The sequence below is a fragment of the Leucobacter komagatae genome (assembly GCF_000834055.1).
Classification (GTDB): domain Bacteria; phylum Actinomycetota; class Actinomycetes; order Actinomycetales; family Microbacteriaceae; genus Leucobacter; species Leucobacter komagatae_A.
The window spans coordinates 247,587-267,884 of record NZ_JXSQ01000002.1 but is presented as its reverse complement, the minus strand read 5'-3'; the positions used below and the strand labels follow the sequence as shown (position 1 = coordinate 267,884).

The following is a 20,298-nucleotide window of genomic DNA, read 5'->3' as shown; positions in this document are numbered from 1 at the left end:
TATCCAGACATGGCTAGTAGCCCAGCCGTCCCTTCTGTGGACGCGACACTCTTCCATAACAGGACCGGGGCAACTGTGATCGCGCGCGAGGCGAGTGTGCAAGCTGCTTCCGACTACCGGGGACACGCTCCACTGCGATCACCGAAGGCCACTACTTCGAACCCAACACCGAGCTTGACCGCTACGCAACAGCGCTTCTGGAAGGGGCTGACGCACGATTGGGTGACGTTCTGACCTGACCTTCAATTTGGTTTCCACCCGGGGTAGCTAGTCGGAAGCCTTCATGAAAAGCTCACCAACATGCCACGCCCTTGCCCGCCAGAATTCCGGGCACGCGCGATCGAATTCGCCCGCGAAGGCCGATAGGCCAAACAATCGCCGCCGATCTCGGCATCTACGAGGTCACGCTGCATTACTGGCGACGTCTGGTAGACGTCGATAATGGTCGCAGGCCCGGTAATTCCTCCAGCGAGGACGCGGAGCTGCGGGCAGCACGAGGCTGGATCAGGCAGCTCGAACAAGAGGTCAACATCGTGAAACTCGCCTCGAGATGGTTGGCGAAGGCGGAACACTTCGCCCCCAAGGGTGCACCGGGTGATCGACCGTCTCGTCGACACCGGGGCACCTGTAGAGACCTGCGTCGGCTCCTGGGAGTCTCCCAGCAGGGGCTACTTCCGATATCGGAACGTCCCACGAGCGCTACGAAACCAGGCAGGCTGAGGCTCAGTGGTCTGATCCGTGAAATCCACACGGCCTCCCGCGGAACGTACGGATACCGTCGCATCCATGACGAACTCACCATCGGCATGGAGATCCCGTGTTCGAGTCGGCTGATCTCGGTGCTGATGAGGAAGGGTGCGATGTACGGGCTCCCCGGTCCTACGCGAATGAAACGACTGAAAGGCGTGGCTACCGCTCATGATCTCGTGCACCGAGAATTCCACCGACTTACACCAAACGAGCTCTAGGTGACGGACATCACTGAGCAGCCCACGGGGGAAGGAAAGGTTTTCTGTGCGGCAGTACTTGACGCGCGTAGCCGGAAGATCGTAGGTTGGCCGATCGATTCTAAGCGGGATTCAACGCTCGTGGTAAATGCGCTCGACATGGCGCTCCGAGTACGAAAACCGGCTCCAGGGGGTATCGTCCACGCCGATCATGGAGTCCAGTTCACCTCGTTGGCATTCATCCAGAAGATCCGCTCTGCAGGCCTTCTGCCTTCGTTCGGTACGGTCGGTGATGCGCTCGATAACGCGATGATGGAATCGTTCTGGTCATTGATGCAAATAGAGCTGCTCAACCGGAAGAAATGGAGAACACGGATCGAGCTCGCGAACGCGATATTCGAGTACATTGAGGTCTTCTGCAATCGCAAACGAAGGCATTCATCGTTGGGCTACCAAACGCCCGCGGACTTCGATTTCGCCCTCTCAAGACAGTTGAATTCCGCCTGAAGCTAGCGACCGGGACTGGAAACCAAGCTGTAGGTCATGTCGGACTGTCAGCAATCTGTGCATCAGTTCGACGTATTGAGGCCGCCCCGATACTATGTCCGCTGTGCGTCACTTAGTGCTACGCGCGACTGTGAGTGCGCAGTGCTTCGCTCCCAAATATCGAGCGGGTCATAAGTCCGGTTACCGAACACGTAGTCAAGCTGGTGTGTTGTCGTGCCCGCAGCTGCCCCTTCCTCCCAGATGGCAGTCTTCTCGGTGACCGGCCGTGCTGTCGCGCCGATCGCGTCGAGCGCCAGCGAGCAGAGCGTCACAGTGGATATGGGCACCGGACGCACACCATGCCAGACAGCGTTTTCACTCTCGAGTCTCTGCTTTGTGCGGCAAGGCCTGCTATCAGGCGACCGAGTTCGGTGACTTCGATGATCGACGTGAAGGAGGTGCGCGCTGAAGGTGGGATCCCCTTCGTGTGGAGAAGAAACAAGCCGAGTCGACCCAGAAGCCACCGATCGCGGCTTGCGGCAGACCTTGGGTTGGGATTCGTGCTTGGGGAAGCGTACCGATGTGGCCCTGGCCCGTATACCGCCGTGGTACCCACATACACCAAATTCTTGATACCGGTTTCCTGACATGCTCGGATGAGATTTATCGTCCCAAGCACATTTACTTCGCGGCTCTTCGCGATGTCCGTGCCGACGTATGAGGCGGCGTGTACGACTGCATTTGCTCCGCGGAGCGCCGACACAAGAATTTGATAGTCCTTCGAGATGTCGGCAATAACCGAGTTCGGTGCCTTCTCGTGCCGAGATACTCTTCGTACGCCATAACCAAGTTCGACGAACGCGGCCGAGACTTGCGAGCCAATGAACCCTGTGCCGCCCACAACCACTGCCGAAGGCCTAACCGACATAGACTGTTCCTTCGGTGGTCGTGATTCCAGCTTGACTTACGGAAAAGGCGAATTCTCGGTCCTGCGGTAGCGTTGCCCGGAATCGCGGAGTGGGTGAGAACTCTGTGAATTTCACAAAGCGAATCTGTAGCCCTTGTGCAGCGTGACCCGTTGTCGACTCGGCCGCACAGATCATGCCGGCCATTATCTACATCCCCGGTAGATGGTCGGTCTTGTGATCGACCGTGAATGGATCAGCGTGGTTCCAGCCGAGCAGACCTTCTGCGCCAGAGGGAGTGGATCGCATGCGGCGGATGGGATTGCGATCGTGTCGGATGACGAGTGCAGGGGAAGCGCGGCGTCGGATAGCCTCATAGCTCGGGCGTGGGATGCATCTGAGAAAACCTCCGCCAGTCGCTATAAGGCCGCGGCCATCGTGGAGCGAAAGCGAGAGGCGGAGACCGGAGACGTTCCCTCGGCGCTCGATGCTATCCAAGACAGTCATTCTTCCTGTCGCCTCGTATGGGCCGAAATCGGGAAACAAGGCAGCGCCGTCACACTTGAATGTCAGCTCCTGAATCGTGAAAGCGTGGTCCAGCGGTACTTTGAATCCAGTATGAGCCAACGCTAGGCCGCATTGTCAAAGTATCTCGGCGCCATGTGACAGTGAGACTGATCGAGGATGGGGTGAGGCAGATGCCTGTGGGGGCGGGATTTGTACCCCGAATACCCAAGAGTCTTCCAAATGTGCCCGTACGCTGGTGAGGAACACTCCGGCCACCGAAGAACGGTGCACTAGGCGGCGGTCAATGCTTTGGTCGAAACTGGCGATCGCTCTGTACATGCTCACTCTCCGTCGTGAGTAGCAGGTCTAGTAGGATGCTTGCATACTATACGACCGGTTGATGAAAGGGGAGGGCGCCGTGGCAACAATTTCGCGTCAAGATCAAAAGAAGGCGACTCGCGCTGCTATCTTGCGCGTCGCGGCGGAAGGTTTCGACGCAAAGGGGTACGTTGGTTCAACGATTGGTGACGTCGCCAAGGCGCTAGGGCTCACGAAGGGCTCTGTCTACTTTCACTTTCCTTCGAAGGCGCAGTTGGCGGCGGAGATCGTCGACTCCTACTTTGAAATGTGGAGCCCCGTCGTCGAGGGTGTCGCTGAACGGAACCTCGCAGGTATCGCGGCGCTCAAATGGGCATCCCGCCGAGTGGCCCGCGCCTACCGTGACGACGTATCTGTTCGCGCAGCAGTGCGGCTCATGCGGGAGTCTGCTCTCATAGAAACCGAGCTTCCCACGCCATTTGTGGGGTGGATGTCCACGGTGAAGGCATATCTGGATCAGGCGTACGGTGCGGGGGAGTTGCGAGAAGGGCTTGACCTTGAGGCAACAGCTTGGCACTTGGTGGCCACGTTCTTCGGTACGCAGGAAGTCTCCCATCAGCTCTCGGATCGTACGGATCTGGACGCTCGAATCGATACCATTTGGGACCTGCTCATGCCTGGCATTCTTCCGCGCGACTCGCAATAGCCACCAGTCTCCTCATGCCCTCAATCAAAGGGGCCTGGCGAAACACGATGCCGCAATGTTGGTCTTCCCATTTTCGCTGACCGGACGTATGGGTGGTGGTGGCGGTGATTATGACATTCGCCACCAGGGTGAATGGTCGCCGCGACAGCCTGGATTGGCTGGAAGAATAAGGAGGTCCATCATGAAGAAGACATTCGGCGCTGGTATCGGAGCCGCGCTTGCGGCAGGTGCGCTCACGCTTGGCGCAGTGTCGCCGGCGAACGCTGCTCTCGGCGCGGGCTGGTACGTCGCTGTAAATAACTCGGCCGGATACGCACAGGCGTACAATCCGGGCGGCGTGAACAATCAGGCATACGCCTCTGTGGTTCGTAAAGTGAACGGCACGAACTACCGCTCCACCCAGGGATGGCGACCAACCATTGCGACCGTCAGCTTCTCGTCGGGTAGCCCAGTGAGCGCCACCGCAGCAGTTCGGTGATCGCCGCGAGTGTTGACGATCACCATCACTAGAGGCTCATGTCCTTCGCTGTGACGCGGGGCATGGGCCTCTCTGTTCCGGGTGGCTCTTAACACGGGCTGGTAGGTTGAGTGTAACTTCGAGTCCTCCACTGCGAAGCGCGGTGACTGTGAGACTCCCCTCGTGTGCCTCGGCTATTGCGGCAACGATAGCGAGACCGAGCCCAAGGCCCTGATGGTGAGTCGTAGCGTTACGAGTCCGAGTGTGCGAGCCACGCTGGAAGGGCTCAAGGAGTTGAGCCACCTTCTCGGGGTCAATGGCGACGCCCGTATTTACGATCTGGAGTCGAGCCTCTGAACCAACCTGGTGTAGCTGTACCGCTACCTGGCCTCGGTTCACGTTGTGAAGAATTGCATTCTCGATGAGATTCTTAACCGCCTGTTCGAGCAATTGTCGATGGCCGGGCACCGATACGGCGCAGATGTTGCGTTCTATTTGAATCTCGGCTTGTGGTGCTATACCGCAAGCGTTATCCAGCTCCTTGCTTACAACCTCCTCGAGGCAAACTGTTTCGGCTGGGATGTCTCTTGTGAATCTACCTCTCGCGAGGGTAAGAAGAGCTTGGATTAGTTGCTCGCTTCGCTGGTTCGCGCTCAACGCTCTTTCAATGTCCGGTAGGAGATCACTCGAAACCCGGCCCTGGCGAAGGGGGACTTGCAGAGCGGTTCTTGTCGTAGCCAGGGGAGTGCGGAGCTCGTGCGAAGCGTTCGCAATGAACCGGTCCTGGCTCGCGAACGCCGACTCCAGTCGACCCAGCATGGAATCGATGGTGTCACCCAGGTCAGTTACCTCGTCGCGAGGACCCGGTAAGTCGAGTCTTAGATGGAGGTCCCGCTCGCTGATGTCCTGAGTTGCGCTCGCGACTTCGGCGATTCTGCGCGTTGCGCGACGCGAAAGCCATGAAGCGACTATCGCCGAGGTCGCGATGAAAGCCAGGAGAATACCGGCCGAAACAAGCATGAGCCCCCGCACGACCTCGTCCGCGATTTCGTCTGCCTGCTGGGCCAGTTCTGTCTGCTGTGCCGTCGTCACGCCATTAGAAGAGGGCTCTCCGTCTATGACCACCAGGCCGTCGTCTGACTCGCTTAGGTTAACCTCTACCTCGGATTGCACCGCGGTGATGCTCTGGTTGAGCAACCAGGTAATCGCAACGTACTGAGAAGCAAGCAACACTATCCCTGCTGCGGCGAAGGCCAGTGCAATGGAGAGAGTCAGCCGAGTGCGGAAGCTGAACCGTCGAGTGTGCGTGCGTTTCATCTCAGGGGATCCTGTATCCGTGGCCTGACTCTGTGACGATCCGCTCCGGGCCGATCTTCTGCCGCAAGCTGTGTATCGCGGTTTTGACCACTCCGCGTGAGCGCTCGAGCCCGTCGTCCCAAGCGAGTTCAAGAAGCTCACCGAACCCGACTACCCCGCCGTCAGCCGAAAGAAGCGCGTGTAGTATTCGATACTCAAGAGGGGTGGTCCGCACCTCTTGTGTGCCGATGCGCAGGCGCCGAGTCGCTGTAACGAGCGTCAGATCGCCTCTGCATAACTGGGGCTGCATTGAGAGTAGCCGGCGGCCAATTGCCTCCAGGCGGGCGAGGAGTTCCTCGTATTCGAACGGCTTTGCCAAGTAGTCATCCGCGCCGATGCGCAATCCGCCGACACGGGACCTGAGGTCGCTGGCCGCGGTCAGCATGAGGACACGCACTGGGCTCCCCGTGGAAGCGATCGACTTGGCAACCACGTCGCCGTGGACGATTGGCAGGTCGCGGTCGAGGATCGCGACATCAAACCGCGAAGACTCTAATTCTTGGAGTGCTGAAGCGCCGTCGAACACGGTCTGGACCTGGTGGCCTTCACTCCGGAGGCCGGCCTCGATACTTGCTGCGAGATCTACCTCGTCTTCTACGACCAGTATCCGCATGCGGCCCGCCCTTCGGTTGGTACACCTTTGATTATACGCACGGTCAGTGAACTTGTCTCCTCATAAAACACGGTGAACTCAGCCCGGTCAGGGTGCGGTCAGCGGAGCCCTGACCGGGCCCGAACCGCATCTCCTTCAAGGTTGCCTTGAAGGCCCGCGAAGTGGGCTGCGACCAATCCACGAGAGGAGCATGAGATGCGCAACAGAAGGAAGGCTGTCGTCGGGGTTGCCCTGGCGCTTGGCCTCTTGCTGACTGGCTGCACGCAACAGGAAACAGCGCCGGAAGGAAGTTCCCCGCCGAGCGATGCGCTGTCACGTCAAACACCCGTCGACAGCTCGTTCAAGGCCGTCATCGAGGACTACCTGAGGCAAGCCACCAACGATTTTGAGCGAGACGCATTGGGGCGAGCTTTAGAGACGGGGCGGGTATCGGAGGCTGACTACCAGGAGGCGGTTAATGGAATGCTTCAGTGCCTACGCGGTCGCGGATTCCCTTCGATCGCCGAACCCGATCCGCAAACTGGAGTTGTTCGCTATCTGACGGAAGGATCTACCGAAGGAGATGGTTTTGAAGCAGCCTTTGAAGAGTGCTCAATCGGAACCACTTATCTTGTGGGTTCGCTCTATGACCAGATGGCTACGAACCCAGACAATGCTGACTTCGTGGAGCTCATTGCGCAATGCCTGGTGAGAAAGGAAGTCTATCCGGCGGGCTTCACTAAAGAGGAGTTCCTGGCCATCGCGCAGACTGCGAATACACTTCCCGCCGACGACCCGTTCTTCAGCCCGGCGTCGGCGGCATGCCAGTCGAACCCCGCAGCGCGATGAGAAAGGGGGAGGGCATCCGCCGAGTAAGTGTTGGCGCACTCTTGCTCGCCCTGATGCTTGTGGCAGCGGTAGGCGTCTCTATCGGTCTCATACTCGCGCCGGACAACACACCTGTATCCCTAAGCCCTGCGGCACGTGCAGAGGATCTGCACGTCTCCAAGCAGGATTTTGATGACCGCCGCAACGTAGAGCTTGGCGTAGCCACGCTCAGTAAGCGCCCAGTGACTACAACGGCTGTTGGGACAGTCACTCGATTTGAGTGCGAGCCAGGATCGACACTGAGCTCCGGGACGGCGAGTTTTTTCGTGGACGACCGACCCGTCCTCACTCTTGCCACTCAACGTCCACTGTGGCGAAACCTCGACTTCGATACCGAGGGCGACGATGTCGCCTCTCTTCAAGCGGAATTACGTCGTTTGGGCAAGGATGTTCCTGACCATGGGTATTTCGACTGGGTTACATGGAATGCCTACCGAGAGATTGTCGAGGCTAGCGGAGGGAAAACAGACTACGGTGCGCTTTCCAGAGCGGATATCCTCTGGATCGCCACTCCCGATGCCGTTGTCGAAACATGTGACGCTCAGGTGGGGTCGGCTCTCGCTCCTGACCAAGTTGTCGCGACATTGCCTGTCGCCTTGCGAAGCGTGCAGATCAAGAATCCCCCCGTCGACGTCGCCCCAGGAGAACGGGTCCTCGCGGTGGACGGGGTACAGCTGCCAATCGACGATGAAGGGCGGATCACCAGCACGGACGCGCTGGCTGAACTCATCACGACTCCGACCTATACCAACTATGTGAGTTCGGAAGGAGAGAGCGTAATGAGCGGTATTTATTCTCTTGCCGAGCCGATCTCGGTTATTCCTGTTCCTCCGTCCGCCATCTATGGGTGGGCCGATGGGCAAGGCTGCATCATTGCTGACGGCCAGGCAGTGCCCGTTGACGTTGTCGGATCACAACTCGGACGAAGCTTCATCACTGTTGAAGCTGGGGCCGACCCTTCCACGGTGCGGACCGTGCCGGACGAGGAAACGCCATGCAGGTAGCAATGGTCGACCTCGAACATCACTTTGCAAACCACCCGAGTTTATTTACTGGCCTGACGATGACGCTCGTTTCGGGGCACGTCTACGCACTGACCGGACCAAGCGGGTCGGGTAAATCGACCCTGCTCGGTATCTTGGCCGGATGGACTACGCCTAGTTCGGGAACCGTGGTGCACACAGGGATCGAAGCCATCGGGTGGGTCTTTCAGAACCCACACGGTGTGGCAGCGCGAACGGCGCTAGATCACGTAGCTCTACCTCTTCTCGCGCAGGGGGAAAAGAGGTCAGACGCAGAAAAACACGCCTCAACGTATCTTGCTCGCTTCAACCTCACCTACGCAGCAAATAGAGCCTTCAAAGAGCTTTCCGGCGGTGAAGCACAACGGCTTATGCTCGCCAGAGCTATCGCAGCTGCGCCGAGTCTCCTGCTCGTCGACGAGCCAACTGCGCAGCTTGACCCGCGTACTGCTGCGACAGTCAACCAAACGCTTGGGGCTATCGCCGATGACGGCACAATTGTCGTCGTCGCGACCCACGACCAACGAACGCGTGAGGCGTGCACCGATGTCATAGATCTCGGAGAGTACACATGAGCGCCCGGCGGCCGACGCGTGGGAAAATGCGACCCGGCTCTGTACTCAGCGAAGCACTTCGCAACACCATCACGGGAACAAGCAAAGCACTAACGCTTGTGATCGCAGCGGGAGCGATCGTGTCGGCGCTTCTGTGGATGGAGTTGAATACGATCACCCGCATCACAGATGCCGCTCAAAAATATCAGGACTCTGGCGCGGCTGTTCAAGTTCTTTATGCACCGGGCGGGGTGAACCCCCAAGCTTGTGAGGCCCTCAACAAAGTGTCAGGTATCAACGCGGCTGGTGCGATCCGCGACACCGATACGCAGATCCGACCGGCTGCCGCACCGCAGTCCGTGATACCTGCCAAGGACGCCACACCCGGAATCATGCGAATTCTCGAAATCAAGGGAACGAGCAGCCGTGAAGGTATTCTCGCATCGCGCCAAGTAGCGGAGGCCTTCTCGGTTAGCGCAGGGGGTACTCTCGTAACCACGGCCGGCTCCGAAGCGATCCAAGGGATCTATGACTACCCGGACGACGGGCGGATGCCCGGATACGGATACGCCGCCTTGAATCCTGTGTCTCTCGAAGGTCGATTCGACGCATGCTGGGCGGAAGTGTGGCCTGAGAATCCGGAGACCGCGGCACTACTCTGGACCGCGCTGGACTCGCAAGCCAACACCAAAGACACTCCACCCACAATCGGACAACTCAACACCACACTTGGAGATAGCTTTGCCGGAGAGGTCGAGTTCTCTGAACGAAACACCCAATATAACGCCCTCGTTTCCGCTTGCGGACTCTTCGTGCTGGGGTACATGGCGACCCGTGTTCGCCGCCTGGAACTCTCCTCGGCGCTTCATACAGGAGTCAATAAGACCGGGCAGATTTACGGAGTGCTCATCGAAACATCGGTATGGGTGCTTGTGGCGGCATCTATTTCAATAGCTGTCGCACTCGTTTCTATTCAGGCTGGTCTGCCACAAGACCAGCCTGCTCTTGCCGCAACGGCCGCGCGATTCATCGCAGTGAGCATTTCAGCGGCCCCCGTTGGGGCAGCGTTGGCCGCGGTGTTGACGAAAGAGAAGCATCTATTCAGGTATTTCAAGGAGCGCTAGCCCCCGCGGACTCGCTTGAGCTCGCGGGGTCAACGGCTCTCAGTGCCCTAGCTTCGCAGGCGCGGGCAGGCTTGTGCTTCTGAAGGGTGGCGCCCCAGGCTGAGGGTGCCCCAGGCTGAGGGCGCCTCAGGCTGAGGGGACAGATCCTCCTTGAAGGCCAGCAGCCGTCAATCCTGGGCAGCCCCGCCAGCGCCCTGACCGCGGGCAGCTAGACCTCCGTGCTCTGCCTAGGAGTGCTGGCGCGTTCGTTGGGGGAGTGCAAGATCCGCTCACAGACGCTGCCGCGTCGTGATCGTGCGCAACCAGCACAGAGCTGCCTGTAGCGTCGGGCGTTAGCTTCTCCCAGGGGAAGGAAACGCCCGAAGGGGCTACAGGCGGGTCAATGTGGTCGCACCGCGGGGAATCATTCCCAGCTCTCGCGCCGGTTACGCTGTTGGGAACAGTCCTTCTGCTGCGAAGACGCGCTCACCAAATCGAGCGGCGATTCTGGCATGGCCGCCCGCATCGGGGTGCAGGTTGTCGGGGAGCGGGAACTCTTCGGCATCGGCAGCCCCGAAGAGCTCCAGTCCGTCAAGGTAGTGCAACTGCGTATCTGCTTTGCGGGCCTCGACGATGGAGGCGAGTGCCGTGCGAATGACCTCGAGGGTGAGTTTGCCTGCTGGAACATCCGCGGGGTCACCGCTGACGAGAAACTTCGGCGTGCCCGTTTCAAAGCTCGACGGGTCAATTCCGCCTGGGCCGGGTGTGCTTTCGTGGATCCCGCAGAAGATTGGTGAAATCAATACGATTGGCGTCTCCGGGTGGCCATCGCGAATGGTGTCGAGAAAGCCGTGGACTGCTGGCACGAACGCGCGCAAGCGCATGGCGTCGTGGTTGACGACGTTAATGCCGAGTTTGAGCGTGATCAAGTCAGCAGGGGTGTCACGGATCATTCGGGCGACAATTGGATCCACCAGCGCGCTGCCGCCAAACCCAAGGTTCTGCAACCACACGCCGGCTGTTCGCGCCACGCTCACTGGCCAGATGTCGGTCGGCCCTGGGGCATTTGATCCTTGGCTGATTGAACTGCCGTGGTGCAGCCAACGGGGCTGCCGTTCCTCGCTGGCGGATGTTTCGAGCTTGGCGTTTGCACGCAACTCGATGAGCTCGAGCGCTTCGTTGTGTGGCAGCCAGAGCTCAATGTGTTTCCTGCCGGGTGGCATGGTGATCTCGCTCATGTGCGGTGTCCCCTCGACGAAAAGCTGGGCTCCGCGCTGCATGTCGATCTCGAAGCGGTCGCCGCCGGTGAGGGGGTCACGCATGTGGAGTCGGCCGTCTACCGTTACGTCGATGCTCCCGCGGGGCCGATCTACCCCGAGATAGACCACCCGACTCGGGTGACTGATGAGTGAAATGTGTTCCGCTTCGCTGACAAACGCGAGGCGAACTCCCGAGGGCTGCGCTTCCATGGCCATCAATTGCGGTTCAGGGAATTGGCCACGCAGCCAGGCGGGCAAGCGGTGGATCGCGAGGCCATGGCGCCCCGGGCCGACCTCGGCGGCACCGTGTACCAAATCAGTTCGTAGGAGATTCTCGTTCATTGTTCGGCGTCCTTTGCTGGCCAACTGCGCAGGCTGCGGTCGAGGGCTTCGAGCATTGCTTGCCATGATTGCGCTAATTCGGTTTCTTGATGGTCAAAGGCACCCGCTCGGGATTGGGAGAGGAAACCATTGAGGGCCGCGCCAACGAAACGAGCGGCGTGTACATACTGTGATTCGTGAAGACCGTATCCCCGCACCAGGGCGATTGTCAGCGCACTGACGCGCTGTGCCTGGGGTGAAGTGGCGGTCTCGGTTGAGGCGGTGCGCTGCAGCGCTTGCCACGCACCGGGGCGTTCTTGGGCGTACTCCCGGTTCGCCGAGGCGAAGCCGTGTAGCGCTTCGCTGCCTGAACGGCCCGCGATGCCGTGTGACACACGCTCACCAAGCTCGCCAAGAGCAAACCGCTGCACGCCGTCAAGCAGTGCTTCGCGATCGCGCACATGCGAGTACAGGCTCGCCGGTTGTACGCCAAAGTGTCGGGCAACGGCCGAGGCCGTGACCGAGTCAAAGCCGTGGAGGTCTGCGAGTTCGGCGGCGGCCGAAAACAGGCGTTCTGGGGTGAGGTTTGCGCGTGCCACACCACCAACCTACATCCCTTAGGTTAAAAACTACAGCCTTTAGGCAATTTATTGTGGGCTTTGGTGTAGCCGTCAGCGCTCGGCGTCCAAGCGCTGCTCGCAGAAACCCGGACAGGGCGACTACTGAACGGAATAGGCCATCAATGTTGAGCGCCATCGCGATCGGCGACCGCTGGCGCGCTCGTTCTCCTCAGGGGCTTTACCTCGTCTGTTAGCGGGAGTGGCGCGGAGGCGGATGGGATTCGAGCTGCGGGGCTTCGGCCGCGACGGGATCAAGTTCGCTGCAGGGCGAGCGCTCCTTGCTTGACTCGTTGCCTTGGGTGCGCGGGCGCCGGATCTAGACTGGTGTGCGTGCTGAAGAATCGCAGGAACCTCTCCTCAACGCTCGACGACCGGCCGGCCACCCTCACGAGGTCGAGACTGCGATCTGATCGCTTCGAGCTTCGTGTGGACGGGATCGCGCAATCTGTCGTCTCGATGGCTGACCCTACGAGGCTGGTCTACCCGTACACGCGCCATATCGCCAGGGCGTTGGATGCTGCTGCTCCCGCGGGAGCCTCGCTCTTCACGGTGCATCTCGGTGCGGGAGCACTCACCATGGCGCGCTACGTTGCGGCGACTCGCACGGGGTCGCCGCAACTCGCGGTCGAGTTTGAGCCGGAGCTGTACGCGTCGATGCTCGAGGCTCTGCCGCTGCCCGCCGGAAGTGACGTGCGCGTCATCTTCGGTGATGCTCGCGCCGTCGCTGACGCACCACTCGTGGCGGGCCCCGCAGCCCCAGCTTCAACCGCGGCCGTAGCCGCTGATGTGGCCGAAGATCGCGGGTCGCGGGCTGACGTGCGCACCGCTGTGCCGGCCGAGTGGGCGGAGGCGCAGTTCACGATTGTGGATCTGTGGGATGCGGCTGTCATTCATCGCCGCGTGGCAAGTCAGGAGTTCTTCGCAAGGGTGGCCGAGCGTTCCGCCGCGGCGGGGGTTGTTGTGGTGAACCTGCTCGATGGGCACCCGTTTGAGTATGCGCGTCGGCAAGCTGCGACCCTGGGGTCCGTCTGGTCGCATGTTGCGGTCGTGCTCGACGCGGATCCGTTCGACGCTGACGGGCCCCTCGGCAACGTGCTGATTTTTGCGAGCAATGAGCCGCTGGCTATCGCGGCGGATCCGTCCTTGCTTGGATTGCCGCTTCCGCATGTGCTCAGCGGCGCTCAGCTCGATTCGTGGATCGGTGCCGCACGGATCATGACTGACGGTGACAGCACGGATTCCCCTGACCCGAACGATCCCCGCTGGGGTTAGCCTGTCGGAGAACGCGGGATCGGCGTGAAACGTACTGGCCGTACCCTGTAGCGATCGCTGGGCTCCAACGCCGCCGAGCTGGTGCGCCAGTGTCTGTCCTGGCGGACCGGAAGGGCGGTCTTCTGAGTGCGCTGCGTCCACGCAGATTGCCCTGCTCAAACTTATTCGGATTTTCTTGCCCCATCGCGGGCCTCGTGTCAGTTTTGTTGCATGGTTCCCCTCAGGTGTCCGGACGCAGTGACGTGACCCGAAACCCCTTGGAGCAGCGTGGAAATGTTGCTCCAGGTCCGAGCGGGTGGACACGCTCGATCGAGCGAATACAAATGGAAATCGTAGCGATGTGGGCCGTGCCCCGGGAGCGGTCGCGGGCCCTGGTAACCCGTGCGCTTGAACCGGGTCGGGACAAAGCGGACACCGTCTGACGTATCAAGTTCCCCCTCGAGCAGTCTGCCGGAGGCGGCGGAGCCGGCTCCTGAAATGCGCGTCGGTGTTGGGCTGAGAAGAGCAATTGTGTGCAGGAGGGGTCGCGGTAGGGGCACGTCGAGGTCTTCAATGACGAGGAGCAGCTCCTGCGTGAGTTCGGGCACGCCGCTCCAGCTGAGAGCCGGGCTCAGATTTTGGCCCACTCCAACGCCTGCGTGGGCGTCTGGGATTGCTGAACCGTCAACGAAGGAAGTGCTCCACAAGCGCATGGTTTGTGGAACGTTAGCCAAAGGGGTTCTGTATTTAATGCTCTTCGCTTCGGGGGCGTGTATGCCGCGGAGCACGCGGCCGAGGAGTGGATTTTGCACGAAGGGTCTCCGATTAATAGAAGGTGATCTTGCATTATATTCTGCTGGAAAGTATCGTAGCCTGTATGACTTCATCTTCCAAGCTTCCAGCCTTGCCGTCGCCGGAATCGCTGAAACTGGCGCAACACATCAGGCTGAATCAGGACCGGCTGCGTCGACTTGTTCGAGCGTCCGGGGCGGCACAGGAACTCTCGCGTACGCAAGAAGCGGTGCTGAGCTTGCTTGACAGGCAGGGTTCTCTCACGACGGCAGACCTCGCGAAGCGGGAGAACCTCCGACCGCAATCAATGGGCACCGTGGTCGCGGACCTCCTGGGGTTAGGTTTCGTAGTCAAGAGCCCTCACCCGACGGACCGGCGACGAGAACTCGTGTCGTTGACGCCCGCAGGGCAGGCGGAAGTAACACGGATTTCTCTCATTCGCGATCAGGACCTCGCCGTGCTGTTCGACGCTCGATTCGCTCGGCAAGATCGGGCGTTGATTCGCAAGGCGCTCGAGCTCCTTGATGCACTCGCAGAGGATGCCCGAGAGTGAGAAGAATGTGGCAGCCAGCACGTGGCTTTGATGCGCGCTTTGCTCTCCCCGTGCTGCTAGGGCCAGCACTGAATCCGATCAACACCACGATGATCTCGGTCGCGCTTACGCCCATCGCGGACGCAGTGCATGTGTCGGCGTCTACGGTCGTCTGGCTTGTGGCCGGTCTTTACCTCGTAAGTGCGGTGGCGCAGCCACTCATGGGGAAGCTCTCGGACGCATACGGCCCCAAGAGAGTCTATTTGAGCGGTCTTGTCATCGTCGCGGTCTCTGGGCTGCTCCCCACGCTCCTGCCCACATTTGCCGGCGTGATGATTGCGCGATTGCTCATCGGGTTGGGTACCTCAGCCGCTTACCCCGCGGCAATGACACTCATCCGTGACCAATCTCAGCGTTACAACCTCGAAGCGCCGCAAGCGCTTCTGTCAGGCCTCTCGATCTCAAGCCTGGTGACGGCAGCAATTGGGCCAGTGCTTGGGGGAGTGCTCATCGAGTTCTTTGGGTGGCAATCCGTCTTTCTTGTCAACATCCCGCTTGCGCTCATCGCGTTGGCAATCGCGTGGGCGTGGTTACCCGGTGATTCCACGAGGGTTGCTGCTGGGCCGCGACCACTCACGCTTCGGGAAGCGGTCGACCCTCTCGGCATCGCGTTGTTTGCGGTGACAATTACCTCGCTACTCGTCTTCTTGCTCGATCTTTCGTCAGGCCTGTATTGGGTGATTCCGATCGGCTTCGCTGCGGCGGGGTGCTTTGTCTGGTGGGAACGTCGCGCTCCCAACCCCTTCATTGACCTCAGAATGATTGCGAGAAATGGGCCGCTGGCGCGAACCTTCGCCAGGCTCTTTCTCGTCTACACAGCAATTTTCCTTGTGGTCTACACCGCGAGCCAGTGGGTGCAAGCCGAAGTAGGCCTTGCGGCAGACGCTGCTGGGCTCATCCAGCTGCCTGCGGCAGTTCTCGCGGGGATCGCTGCGGTGGTTGTCGCACGAACTCGAAAGGTGCGCTTGCCGCTCGTCGTTGCTGCGTTCGCGCCGCTGCTCGGCGGAGTGGCAATCACACAGCTCACTTCCACGAGTTCGCTCTGGCTGATCGTTTCGGCTCTAGCGGTGTTCGGTATCCCACAAGCGCTCGGTTCGATTTCGAATCAGGCCGCGCTCTACCGGCAAGCGCCAAGGGAACAGATTGGTGTGGCATCGGGGCTCTCTCGCACTGCAGTGCAGCTCGGGGCGATTCTGGCTTCGGGTCTGGTGGGCGTAGTGTTCGGTGCCGAGCCGAGCGACGCGGGAATGCATGCGGTTGGGTGGATCGTTGTTGGCCTCACCTCAGCAGCGCTCGTACTCACCATTTTCGATCGAGCTCTGGAAGTGGGTCCAGGGGCGCAGCCCTAACGCTGTGCCCCTGGACGGGTCATGCCTCGATTACCAGGTCAATGAGCAAGGCTTGCTGTTGACCGCCATACATATCGGTTTCGCCTGCTGAGCCTTGGATACGCGGTCGCGGCATGGAAATCTTCACCGCGAGGGCAGCAGGGTGGTGGAAGATTTGCACGGTTGCAGAGTCCACGGCGTATAGTCGCGCGATCGCATGGGCGCTCAGAGCGCCACCTTTGGTGACGAGATCGTAGGCCGCGCGATCGCGGCACATCACGTCAAATGTTAACCAAAACGGGCCAGCGTTCTTTGACCGAACGAGTGTGCAGAGTTCGATGAGGGTGCTCATACTCCAACCACCACAATCTTCGTTCGAAACAGATCGAGCGGACCAGCCACGGCAGCAACGTGATTGATGGTGAATTCGTAGACCGGCCCACGGTCGGTTTCTGGTGGAGAAAATGGGTACGCGACCGTGCTCGCGAGACCGTCGTACTCGGGGATGGGGAGGTGTGACACGACGTGGGCGACAGAGGCGCAAACCGAATGGGCAATCTCTTGAGTGTGCGCGGTCACGGTGATGAGTATTCCAAGCTCACGGGACGGGGTATGTTCCGGTTCACGTTCGCCAAGCACTCCGTTCGCCCCGTACAACGTAAAATCAATATCCACGTCGTCCGGGGATACCGCTGAGTTAAACATGCTCTCGATCTTCCCTGTGAAGTGTTCCTGTGCCATTGGGATGAGCTGCGCGATGCGAGCAATTACGGCCCGGTCCCGAATGCCCCCCACTGCGAATGTTTGGAAACCGCGCGCTCGAGCGCCCTCAAGCTTGTTGGTGTAGATATCCGCTGCTTCAAACTTCGATCCGCGCACACGAACAGTGGTGTCATCGAGCTGTTCATAGGTTGCGGTACTCGTGTCGAGTACGCCGCCGGGCTCCTTGAGTTTGAATGGATCGATGTTCTCGTACAGTGTGTGTGCTGCAACGGACTGAGCAGTCAGACGTGTGCCGGGCTGCAGCGCCCGCACATCAAAATGATCGTCGCGAAGCCACACGAACAGACCGTCCGCGGACGGTGGGACCGCGCACGCTGCCCCACACTCGATGGTCTTTGCGGCATGCCAAGTAAGTCCAGCGTCCGCTCCATGCATGTGTGGCAGGGCGGCGAACAACGCCGTGTCGCTAGCGCGGCCAGCCAGCACTACGTCGGCTCCGCGGCTCAGCGCGTTCTCGATGGGTTCGCTCCCCATCATTGCGACTACCGTGCTCGAAAGCAGCTTGTCACGGTCGAGCGGAACAGGGGGATCAAGGGGGTGGATGGCCCCCGTGTCCCACAGCTCGGACAGCGTGTCGGTGGATTGCTCCGAATAGACCAGGGCAAGCGTGAAGGACATCTGCTCCTCCTCCGCGATGGAGCGTGCCAGTTCCGCAAGGTGGTCGACGCCACTGTCGCGACCGCTAGTTCCGCACGATCCGATAATGAGGGGCACGCCCAGCTCAGCGCGCGCCCGAAGTAACAGTCGGAGATCTCGCTCGACGGTCGCGTCGGAAAGCTTGGGTATGCCGGACCCGAGCGCGGCCGGACCGCTGTCGGTTGATCCGGCGTCACACGCGATCACATGCGGTGAGAGCGCAACTCCTGTCGCGAGAGACTCGGGAGTAAACCCGGCACCAAGTACCCCTGTAGGTGCGAGTATGCGAAATTCTTTCATAGTGTCATGGATCCTTCCGTTGGTGATTCTGAACTGGGGCGGGCGACGGTATCGTCACCGTGCGTAGGCACAGTGGATTCCGTACGTACGGCGCTGAAACACACGAGACCCACCGCGGCAAGGATCGCCGCGGCGAGGAACATGAACCGCCAGTCGGTGAAATCTACAAAGACACCGATCATTGCCGGGCCAAGCGACGAGCCAATCGCGTACGACACGGCGTAGAGCCCTGTGTAGATCCCGACCACGCTGGGCGACGGGGCGAGGTTCCACATGATCACCACTGCGTTAATCGCAAAGGTTGAGAATCCCATCGCTGCTATCACGACACCCGCGATAGTCATCGTCACCGTTGGTATCGCGAGTGCCACGAAGCAGCCAGCGATGAACACGGCCAAGCCGACGCGCGTCATGCGTCGCCGACCGAATCGGTTTGATAGTGCGGCGACGGGAAGTGCCGCGACGATGAAGGCAATCCCGGCAGGGAGAGTTAGAGCACCTGCCTGTCCGCGGGAGAGATCGAGCACCTCCATGGCGTATGGGGTCAGCTGAGCGCGCATTGCGGCCCACGTTCCGGCGACAAAGAACACCGCGACAAGCAGGAATAGGCGACTTCGGTCGCTGTCGCTCAGGAGTTCTCGGAAGATTCGCTTGAGCGTCCACGCTGGCTCGGTTTTCGCGGCAGACTCCGCTGCGGCAGCGAGGTATCCCGGTGCGCGTTCCTCGTGAATCGTGAAGGTGACGACGAGAGCGGCGAGGAGCAGCATAACTGCCGGGATCGCGAACGCAAGCTGTAGGTTGTGGTCGACAATCAGCAGGCTAATCAGTGCGGACACGATAATCGTGGCGCTCGAGGCTATCTTTGCGATCGCGTTGGCGGTGCTGCGCTTCGAGGGTGGCTGAAAGTCAGGCGTAAGGGACTCAGTGATCGCCTTATAACCGTTGGCGGTGAGCGCGAACAGGAAAATGCAGGCGATAAGTCCACCGAAGGATGTCGTGTGGGGGATAAGCGCGAAGAGGATCGCGGCTATCGGCGCGCCGATCGCCAGGTATGGGATGCGGCGACCGAATCTCGACCGAGTTCGATCGGACAGGTGGCCCAGCATCGGCTGGACAAAAATCCCTACCACGTTGTCGACACCCATGAGGAGCCCAATGAGGGCTGCGCTCGTCGTGTATTGAGCGATGCTTGCCGGCACTTGGGCGTCATAAAAAGCCCAAACGGACTCCTGGGCGAAAATGGCGAGAGCCACGAGCATCGCTGCTCGAAGGTTTAACCGCGCGATCGGTACCCTTTGTTCTGGCATGGGTAGGCAGACCTCCTTGTCTGATGCTGCAGCAAAAATATGCTTTGCTACAGCATAAGTCTACCCGGTCGGTTTGGCTAGCCCGTTCTGCCCCTTCGGACAGCACAGCTCAGCCCATGGTGTAGGCCCAGCCGCGGGGCTGGGTGAACCACGCGTGGAGGGTGTTGCTGCGATGCTGGGGTTGGGTGGGAGCCTCGCCAGGGCCAGGGCCAGGGCCAGGGCCAGGGCCAGGGCCAGGGCCAGGGCCAGGGCCAGGGCCAGGGTGTCTGGCGAGGTCGCGAGTGTTCCGCATCGCGCCCGACTGGGGTGCGATGCGTGTCAGTGGTTGTTAGGCGCTCCGGCGGATTTCCCCGTGCGCGGAAAGCGCGTGATCCCGTGCTGCGCGATAGGCCCGCTCGGCGTCTCCGGATCTGATTGCATCAAGGATGAGGCGGTGGTCGGGGTATCGAAGCTCGATGCCCTTAATGGCCGCCGGGTCGCGGAGCTGGCTTGCGGTGGCGCGTTGTTCGGGGGAAAGTGCGGCGGTTTGGTTCAGTAGCCGTTCGAGGATTGGGTTTTCGGCAATGCTGACGAGCTGAGCGTGGAAGTCTCGGAGTGCATCGAATAGGTGCGGCGCGCGCGATTCATCCACCACGCCATCTTCGTCCAAGCGTTGCTTCAGGGAGGCGAATTCGTTGTCCGCGTCATCAATCAACGCGGACAGCTTGGTGATGTCAGCACCCGTGGCTTTGCGCGTAGCGAACTTTGCAATGAGCCCTTGCAGTTCGGCTTCAATTTCGTCTGTCTCGTTGAGGGCAGTTCGGCTCAGGTTCGCAATGTGCAGCTTCCGTGGCCCGAGGCGCTCAATCATGCCCTCTTGGGTTAGTTGACGGACTGCCTCGCGCACCGGGGTTGTGCTCACGCCGAGTAGATCTGCGAGACCGCGCTCCGTGATGCGCTGTCCTCGAGTGAGGGTGCCATCAGCGATGGCAGCCTGGATGCTGCAGTACACCTGCTCGCCGAGGGTGACGGCGTTGCTGAGGTCGTCGTGTGCGGTCATGCATGCAGCATATCGGGGCGCTCACGCGCCGGGGATCCCATGGGGAGCGCTTGGTTGGCTGAGCGGGTGCAGCGTGAGGCGTTGCTGGGGCGCGGGGTGTGCCGTGGCCGAGGCACTACGACCCGTACTCCTTGCGAATGTGACGTGATGTGACGCCCACCGACGCAACAAAGTGGCGAGGCCGCCGCGACATGGTGCATTCTTTCGTTATGGCTCACATAAGTGAGTA

Annotated in this window: 20 protein-coding genes and 1 pseudogene; 10 read left to right on the top strand and 11 right to left on the bottom strand. The window is 60.4% G+C overall.

Annotation, left to right across the window (positions count from 1 at the left end; all coding sequences use genetic code 11):
• Window positions 1–300: 300 nt before the first annotated feature.
• Window positions 301–1,454: pseudogene (locus SD72_RS02865) on the top strand (IS3 family transposase).
• A gap of 92 nt (window positions 1,455–1,546) precedes the next feature.
• Here the strand turns inward: SD72_RS02865 and SD72_RS02860 are convergent.
• Both SD72_RS02860 and SD72_RS18645 read right to left on the bottom strand, forming a co-directional pair.
• Window positions 1,547–1,780: a hypothetical protein gene (locus SD72_RS02860; protein ID WP_042542886.1), complete on the bottom strand. Its 234-nt coding sequence runs from the start codon at window positions 1,778–1,780 to the stop codon at window positions 1,547–1,549.
• Window positions 1,762–2,361, bottom strand: coding sequence for an NAD-dependent epimerase/dehydratase family protein (locus SD72_RS18645; protein ID WP_084766706.1), 600 nt, complete (start codon window positions 2,359–2,361; stop codon window positions 1,762–1,764). Before SD72_RS18645 ends, SD72_RS02860 begins: the two co-directional genes overlap by 19 nt.
• 902 nt (window positions 2,362–3,263) lie before the next feature.
• Between SD72_RS18645 and SD72_RS02850 the strand changes: the two genes are divergently transcribed.
• Together SD72_RS02850 and SD72_RS02845 are read left to right on the top strand one after the other, a co-directional pair.
• Window positions 3,264–3,869, top strand: a complete 606-nt coding sequence (locus SD72_RS02850) for a ScbR family autoregulator-binding transcription factor (RefSeq protein ID WP_198141831.1) — start codon at window positions 3,264–3,266, stop codon at window positions 3,867–3,869.
• A gap of 181 nt (window positions 3,870–4,050) precedes the next feature.
• Window positions 4,051–4,347, top strand: coding sequence for a hypothetical protein (locus tag SD72_RS02845; protein WP_042542883.1), 297 nt, complete (start codon window positions 4,051–4,053; stop codon window positions 4,345–4,347).
• 36 nt (window positions 4,348–4,383) lie between these two features.
• Here the strand turns inward: SD72_RS02845 and SD72_RS02840 are convergent, their stop codons facing one another.
• The gene (locus SD72_RS02840) at window positions 4,384–5,643 is read right to left on the bottom strand and encodes a sensor histidine kinase (protein WP_052492415.1); all 1,260 of its coding nucleotides are present in this window, start codon (window positions 5,641–5,643) and stop codon (window positions 4,384–4,386) included.
• Window position 5,644: 1 nt separating this feature from the next.
• Entirely contained in the window at window positions 5,645–6,295 is a 651-nt protein-coding gene (locus tag SD72_RS02835) for a response regulator transcription factor (RefSeq protein WP_042542882.1), read from the bottom strand.
• Between the two features lie 195 nt (window positions 6,296–6,490).
• Here SD72_RS02835 and SD72_RS02830 point away from each other — a divergent pair, with 195 nt between their 5' ends.
• From SD72_RS02830 to SD72_RS16765, 4 genes are all read left to right on the top strand, one after another.
• The gene (locus tag SD72_RS02830) at window positions 6,491–7,123 is read left to right on the top strand and encodes a hypothetical protein (RefSeq protein ID WP_042542881.1); all 633 of its coding nucleotides are present in this window, start codon (window positions 6,491–6,493) and stop codon (window positions 7,121–7,123) included.
• Window positions 7,124–7,428: 305 nt separating this feature from the next.
• Window positions 7,429–8,166, top strand: a complete 738-nt coding sequence (locus tag SD72_RS02825) for a hypothetical protein (protein WP_157000425.1) — start codon at window positions 7,429–7,431, stop codon at window positions 8,164–8,166.
• Complete coding sequence (locus tag SD72_RS02820) at window positions 8,157–8,759, top strand: ABC transporter ATP-binding protein (RefSeq protein WP_042542879.1); 603 nt, start codon at window positions 8,157–8,159, stop codon at window positions 8,757–8,759. The genes SD72_RS02825 and SD72_RS02820 overlap by 10 nt, the downstream gene beginning before the upstream one ends.
• Window positions 8,756–9,862: a hypothetical protein gene (locus SD72_RS16765; RefSeq protein WP_157000424.1), complete on the top strand. Its 1,107-nt coding sequence runs from the start codon at window positions 8,756–8,758 to the stop codon at window positions 9,860–9,862. The genes SD72_RS02820 and SD72_RS16765 overlap by 4 nt, the downstream gene beginning before the upstream one ends.
• 425 nt (window positions 9,863–10,287) lie before the next feature.
• Here SD72_RS16765 and SD72_RS02810 read toward each other — a convergent pair whose 3' ends face one another.
• Together SD72_RS02810 and SD72_RS02805 are read right to left on the bottom strand one after the other, a co-directional pair.
• A complete protein-coding gene (locus tag SD72_RS02810) occupies window positions 10,288–11,442 on the bottom strand; it encodes a GDSL-type esterase/lipase family protein (RefSeq protein WP_042542877.1) in 1,155 nt (384 codons plus the stop codon).
• On the bottom strand, window positions 11,439–12,020 hold the full coding sequence (locus SD72_RS02805; RefSeq protein WP_042542876.1) for a TetR/AcrR family transcriptional regulator: 582 nt from the start codon (window positions 12,018–12,020) through the stop codon (window positions 11,439–11,441). Before SD72_RS02805 ends, SD72_RS02810 begins: the two co-directional genes overlap by 4 nt.
• Before the next feature lie 351 nt (window positions 12,021–12,371).
• On the opposite strand from SD72_RS02805, the gene SD72_RS02800 reads away from it, so the two are divergent.
• Window positions 12,372–13,313 carry a spermidine synthase gene (locus SD72_RS02800; protein ID WP_157000423.1) on the top strand — a complete coding sequence of 314 codons (942 nt, stop codon included), beginning with the start codon at window positions 12,372–12,374 and terminating at the stop codon, window positions 13,311–13,313.
• Window positions 13,314–13,510: 197 nt separating this feature from the next.
• On the opposite strand, the gene SD72_RS18640 is transcribed toward SD72_RS02800, so the two are convergent.
• Window positions 13,511–14,005 carry a YbhB/YbcL family Raf kinase inhibitor-like protein gene (locus SD72_RS18640; RefSeq protein ID WP_420038409.1) on the bottom strand — a complete coding sequence of 165 codons (495 nt, stop codon included), beginning with the start codon at window positions 14,003–14,005 and terminating at the stop codon, window positions 13,511–13,513.
• Window positions 14,006–14,133: 128 nt separating this feature from the next.
• On the opposite strand from SD72_RS18640, the gene SD72_RS17275 reads away from it, so the two are divergent.
• On the top strand, window positions 14,134–14,637 hold the full coding sequence (locus SD72_RS17275) for a MarR family winged helix-turn-helix transcriptional regulator (protein WP_198141829.1): 504 nt from the start codon (window positions 14,134–14,136) through the stop codon (window positions 14,635–14,637).
• Between the two features lie 5 nt (window positions 14,638–14,642).
• Window positions 14,643–16,025, top strand: a complete 1,383-nt coding sequence (locus SD72_RS02790; RefSeq protein WP_052492411.1) for an MFS transporter — start codon at window positions 14,643–14,645, stop codon at window positions 16,023–16,025.
• A gap of 19 nt (window positions 16,026–16,044) precedes the next feature.
• Here SD72_RS02790 and SD72_RS02785 read toward each other — a convergent pair whose 3' ends face one another.
• The 4 genes from SD72_RS02785 to SD72_RS02770 all read right to left on the bottom strand — a co-directional run bounded on the left by SD72_RS02785 (window position 16,045) and on the right by SD72_RS02770 (window position 20,069).
• On the bottom strand, window positions 16,045–16,356 hold the full coding sequence (locus SD72_RS02785; protein ID WP_042542874.1) for a DUF4387 domain-containing protein: 312 nt from the start codon (window positions 16,354–16,356) through the stop codon (window positions 16,045–16,047).
• On the bottom strand, window positions 16,353–17,723 hold the full coding sequence (locus SD72_RS02780; RefSeq protein WP_042542873.1) for an acyclic terpene utilization AtuA family protein: 1,371 nt from the start codon (window positions 17,721–17,723) through the stop codon (window positions 16,353–16,355). The genes SD72_RS02785 and SD72_RS02780 overlap by 4 nt, the downstream gene beginning before the upstream one ends.
• Window positions 17,720–19,030: an MFS transporter gene (locus tag SD72_RS02775; protein ID WP_084766704.1), complete on the bottom strand. Its 1,311-nt coding sequence runs from the start codon at window positions 19,028–19,030 to the stop codon at window positions 17,720–17,722. The genes SD72_RS02780 and SD72_RS02775 overlap by 4 nt, the downstream gene beginning before the upstream one ends.
• A gap of 328 nt (window positions 19,031–19,358) precedes the next feature.
• A complete protein-coding gene (locus SD72_RS02770) occupies window positions 19,359–20,069 on the bottom strand; it encodes a GntR family transcriptional regulator (protein WP_052492410.1) in 711 nt (236 codons plus the stop codon).
• Window positions 20,070–20,298: the final 229 nt, after the last annotated feature.

Excerpts from the sequence above, each read along its gene's own strand:
- SD72_RS18645 (WP_084766706.1), bottom strand. The coding sequence starts at position 2,361 with ATGTCGGTTAGGCCTTCGGCAGTGGTTGTGGGCGGCACAGGGTTCATT.
- SD72_RS02845 (WP_042542883.1), top strand. The coding sequence starts at position 4,051 with ATGAAGAAGACATTCGGCGCTGGTATCGGAGCCGCGCTTGCGGCAGGT.
- SD72_RS02840 (WP_052492415.1), bottom strand. The coding sequence starts at position 5,643 with ATGAAACGCACGCACACTCGACGGTTCAGCTTCCGCACTCGGCTGACT.
- SD72_RS02835 (WP_042542882.1), bottom strand. The coding sequence starts at position 6,295 with ATGCGGATACTGGTCGTAGAAGACGAGGTAGATCTCGCAGCAAGTATC.
- SD72_RS02830 (WP_042542881.1), top strand. The coding sequence starts at position 6,491 with ATGCGCAACAGAAGGAAGGCTGTCGTCGGGGTTGCCCTGGCGCTTGGC.
- SD72_RS02820 (WP_042542879.1), top strand. The coding sequence starts at position 8,157 with ATGCAGGTAGCAATGGTCGACCTCGAACATCACTTTGCAAACCACCCG.
- SD72_RS16765 (WP_157000424.1), top strand. The coding sequence starts at position 8,756 with ATGAGCGCCCGGCGGCCGACGCGTGGGAAAATGCGACCCGGCTCTGTA.
- SD72_RS02810 (WP_042542877.1), bottom strand. The coding sequence starts at position 11,442 with ATGAACGAGAATCTCCTACGAACTGATTTGGTACACGGTGCCGCCGAG.
- SD72_RS18640 (WP_420038409.1), bottom strand. The coding sequence starts at position 14,005 with ATGCGCTTGTGGAGCACTTCCTTCGTTGACGGTTCAGCAATCCCAGAC.
- SD72_RS02790 (WP_052492411.1), top strand. The coding sequence starts at position 14,643 with ATGTGGCAGCCAGCACGTGGCTTTGATGCGCGCTTTGCTCTCCCCGTG.
- SD72_RS02785 (WP_042542874.1), bottom strand. The coding sequence starts at position 16,356 with ATGAGCACCCTCATCGAACTCTGCACACTCGTTCGGTCAAAGAACGCT.
- SD72_RS02780 (WP_042542873.1), bottom strand. The coding sequence starts at position 17,723 with ATGAAAGAATTTCGCATACTCGCACCTACAGGGGTACTTGGTGCCGGG.
- SD72_RS02775 (WP_084766704.1), bottom strand. The coding sequence starts at position 19,030 with ATGCCAGAACAAAGGGTACCGATCGCGCGGTTAAACCTTCGAGCAGCG.
- SD72_RS02770 (WP_052492410.1), bottom strand. The coding sequence starts at position 20,069 with ATGACCGCACACGACGACCTCAGCAACGCCGTCACCCTCGGCGAGCAG.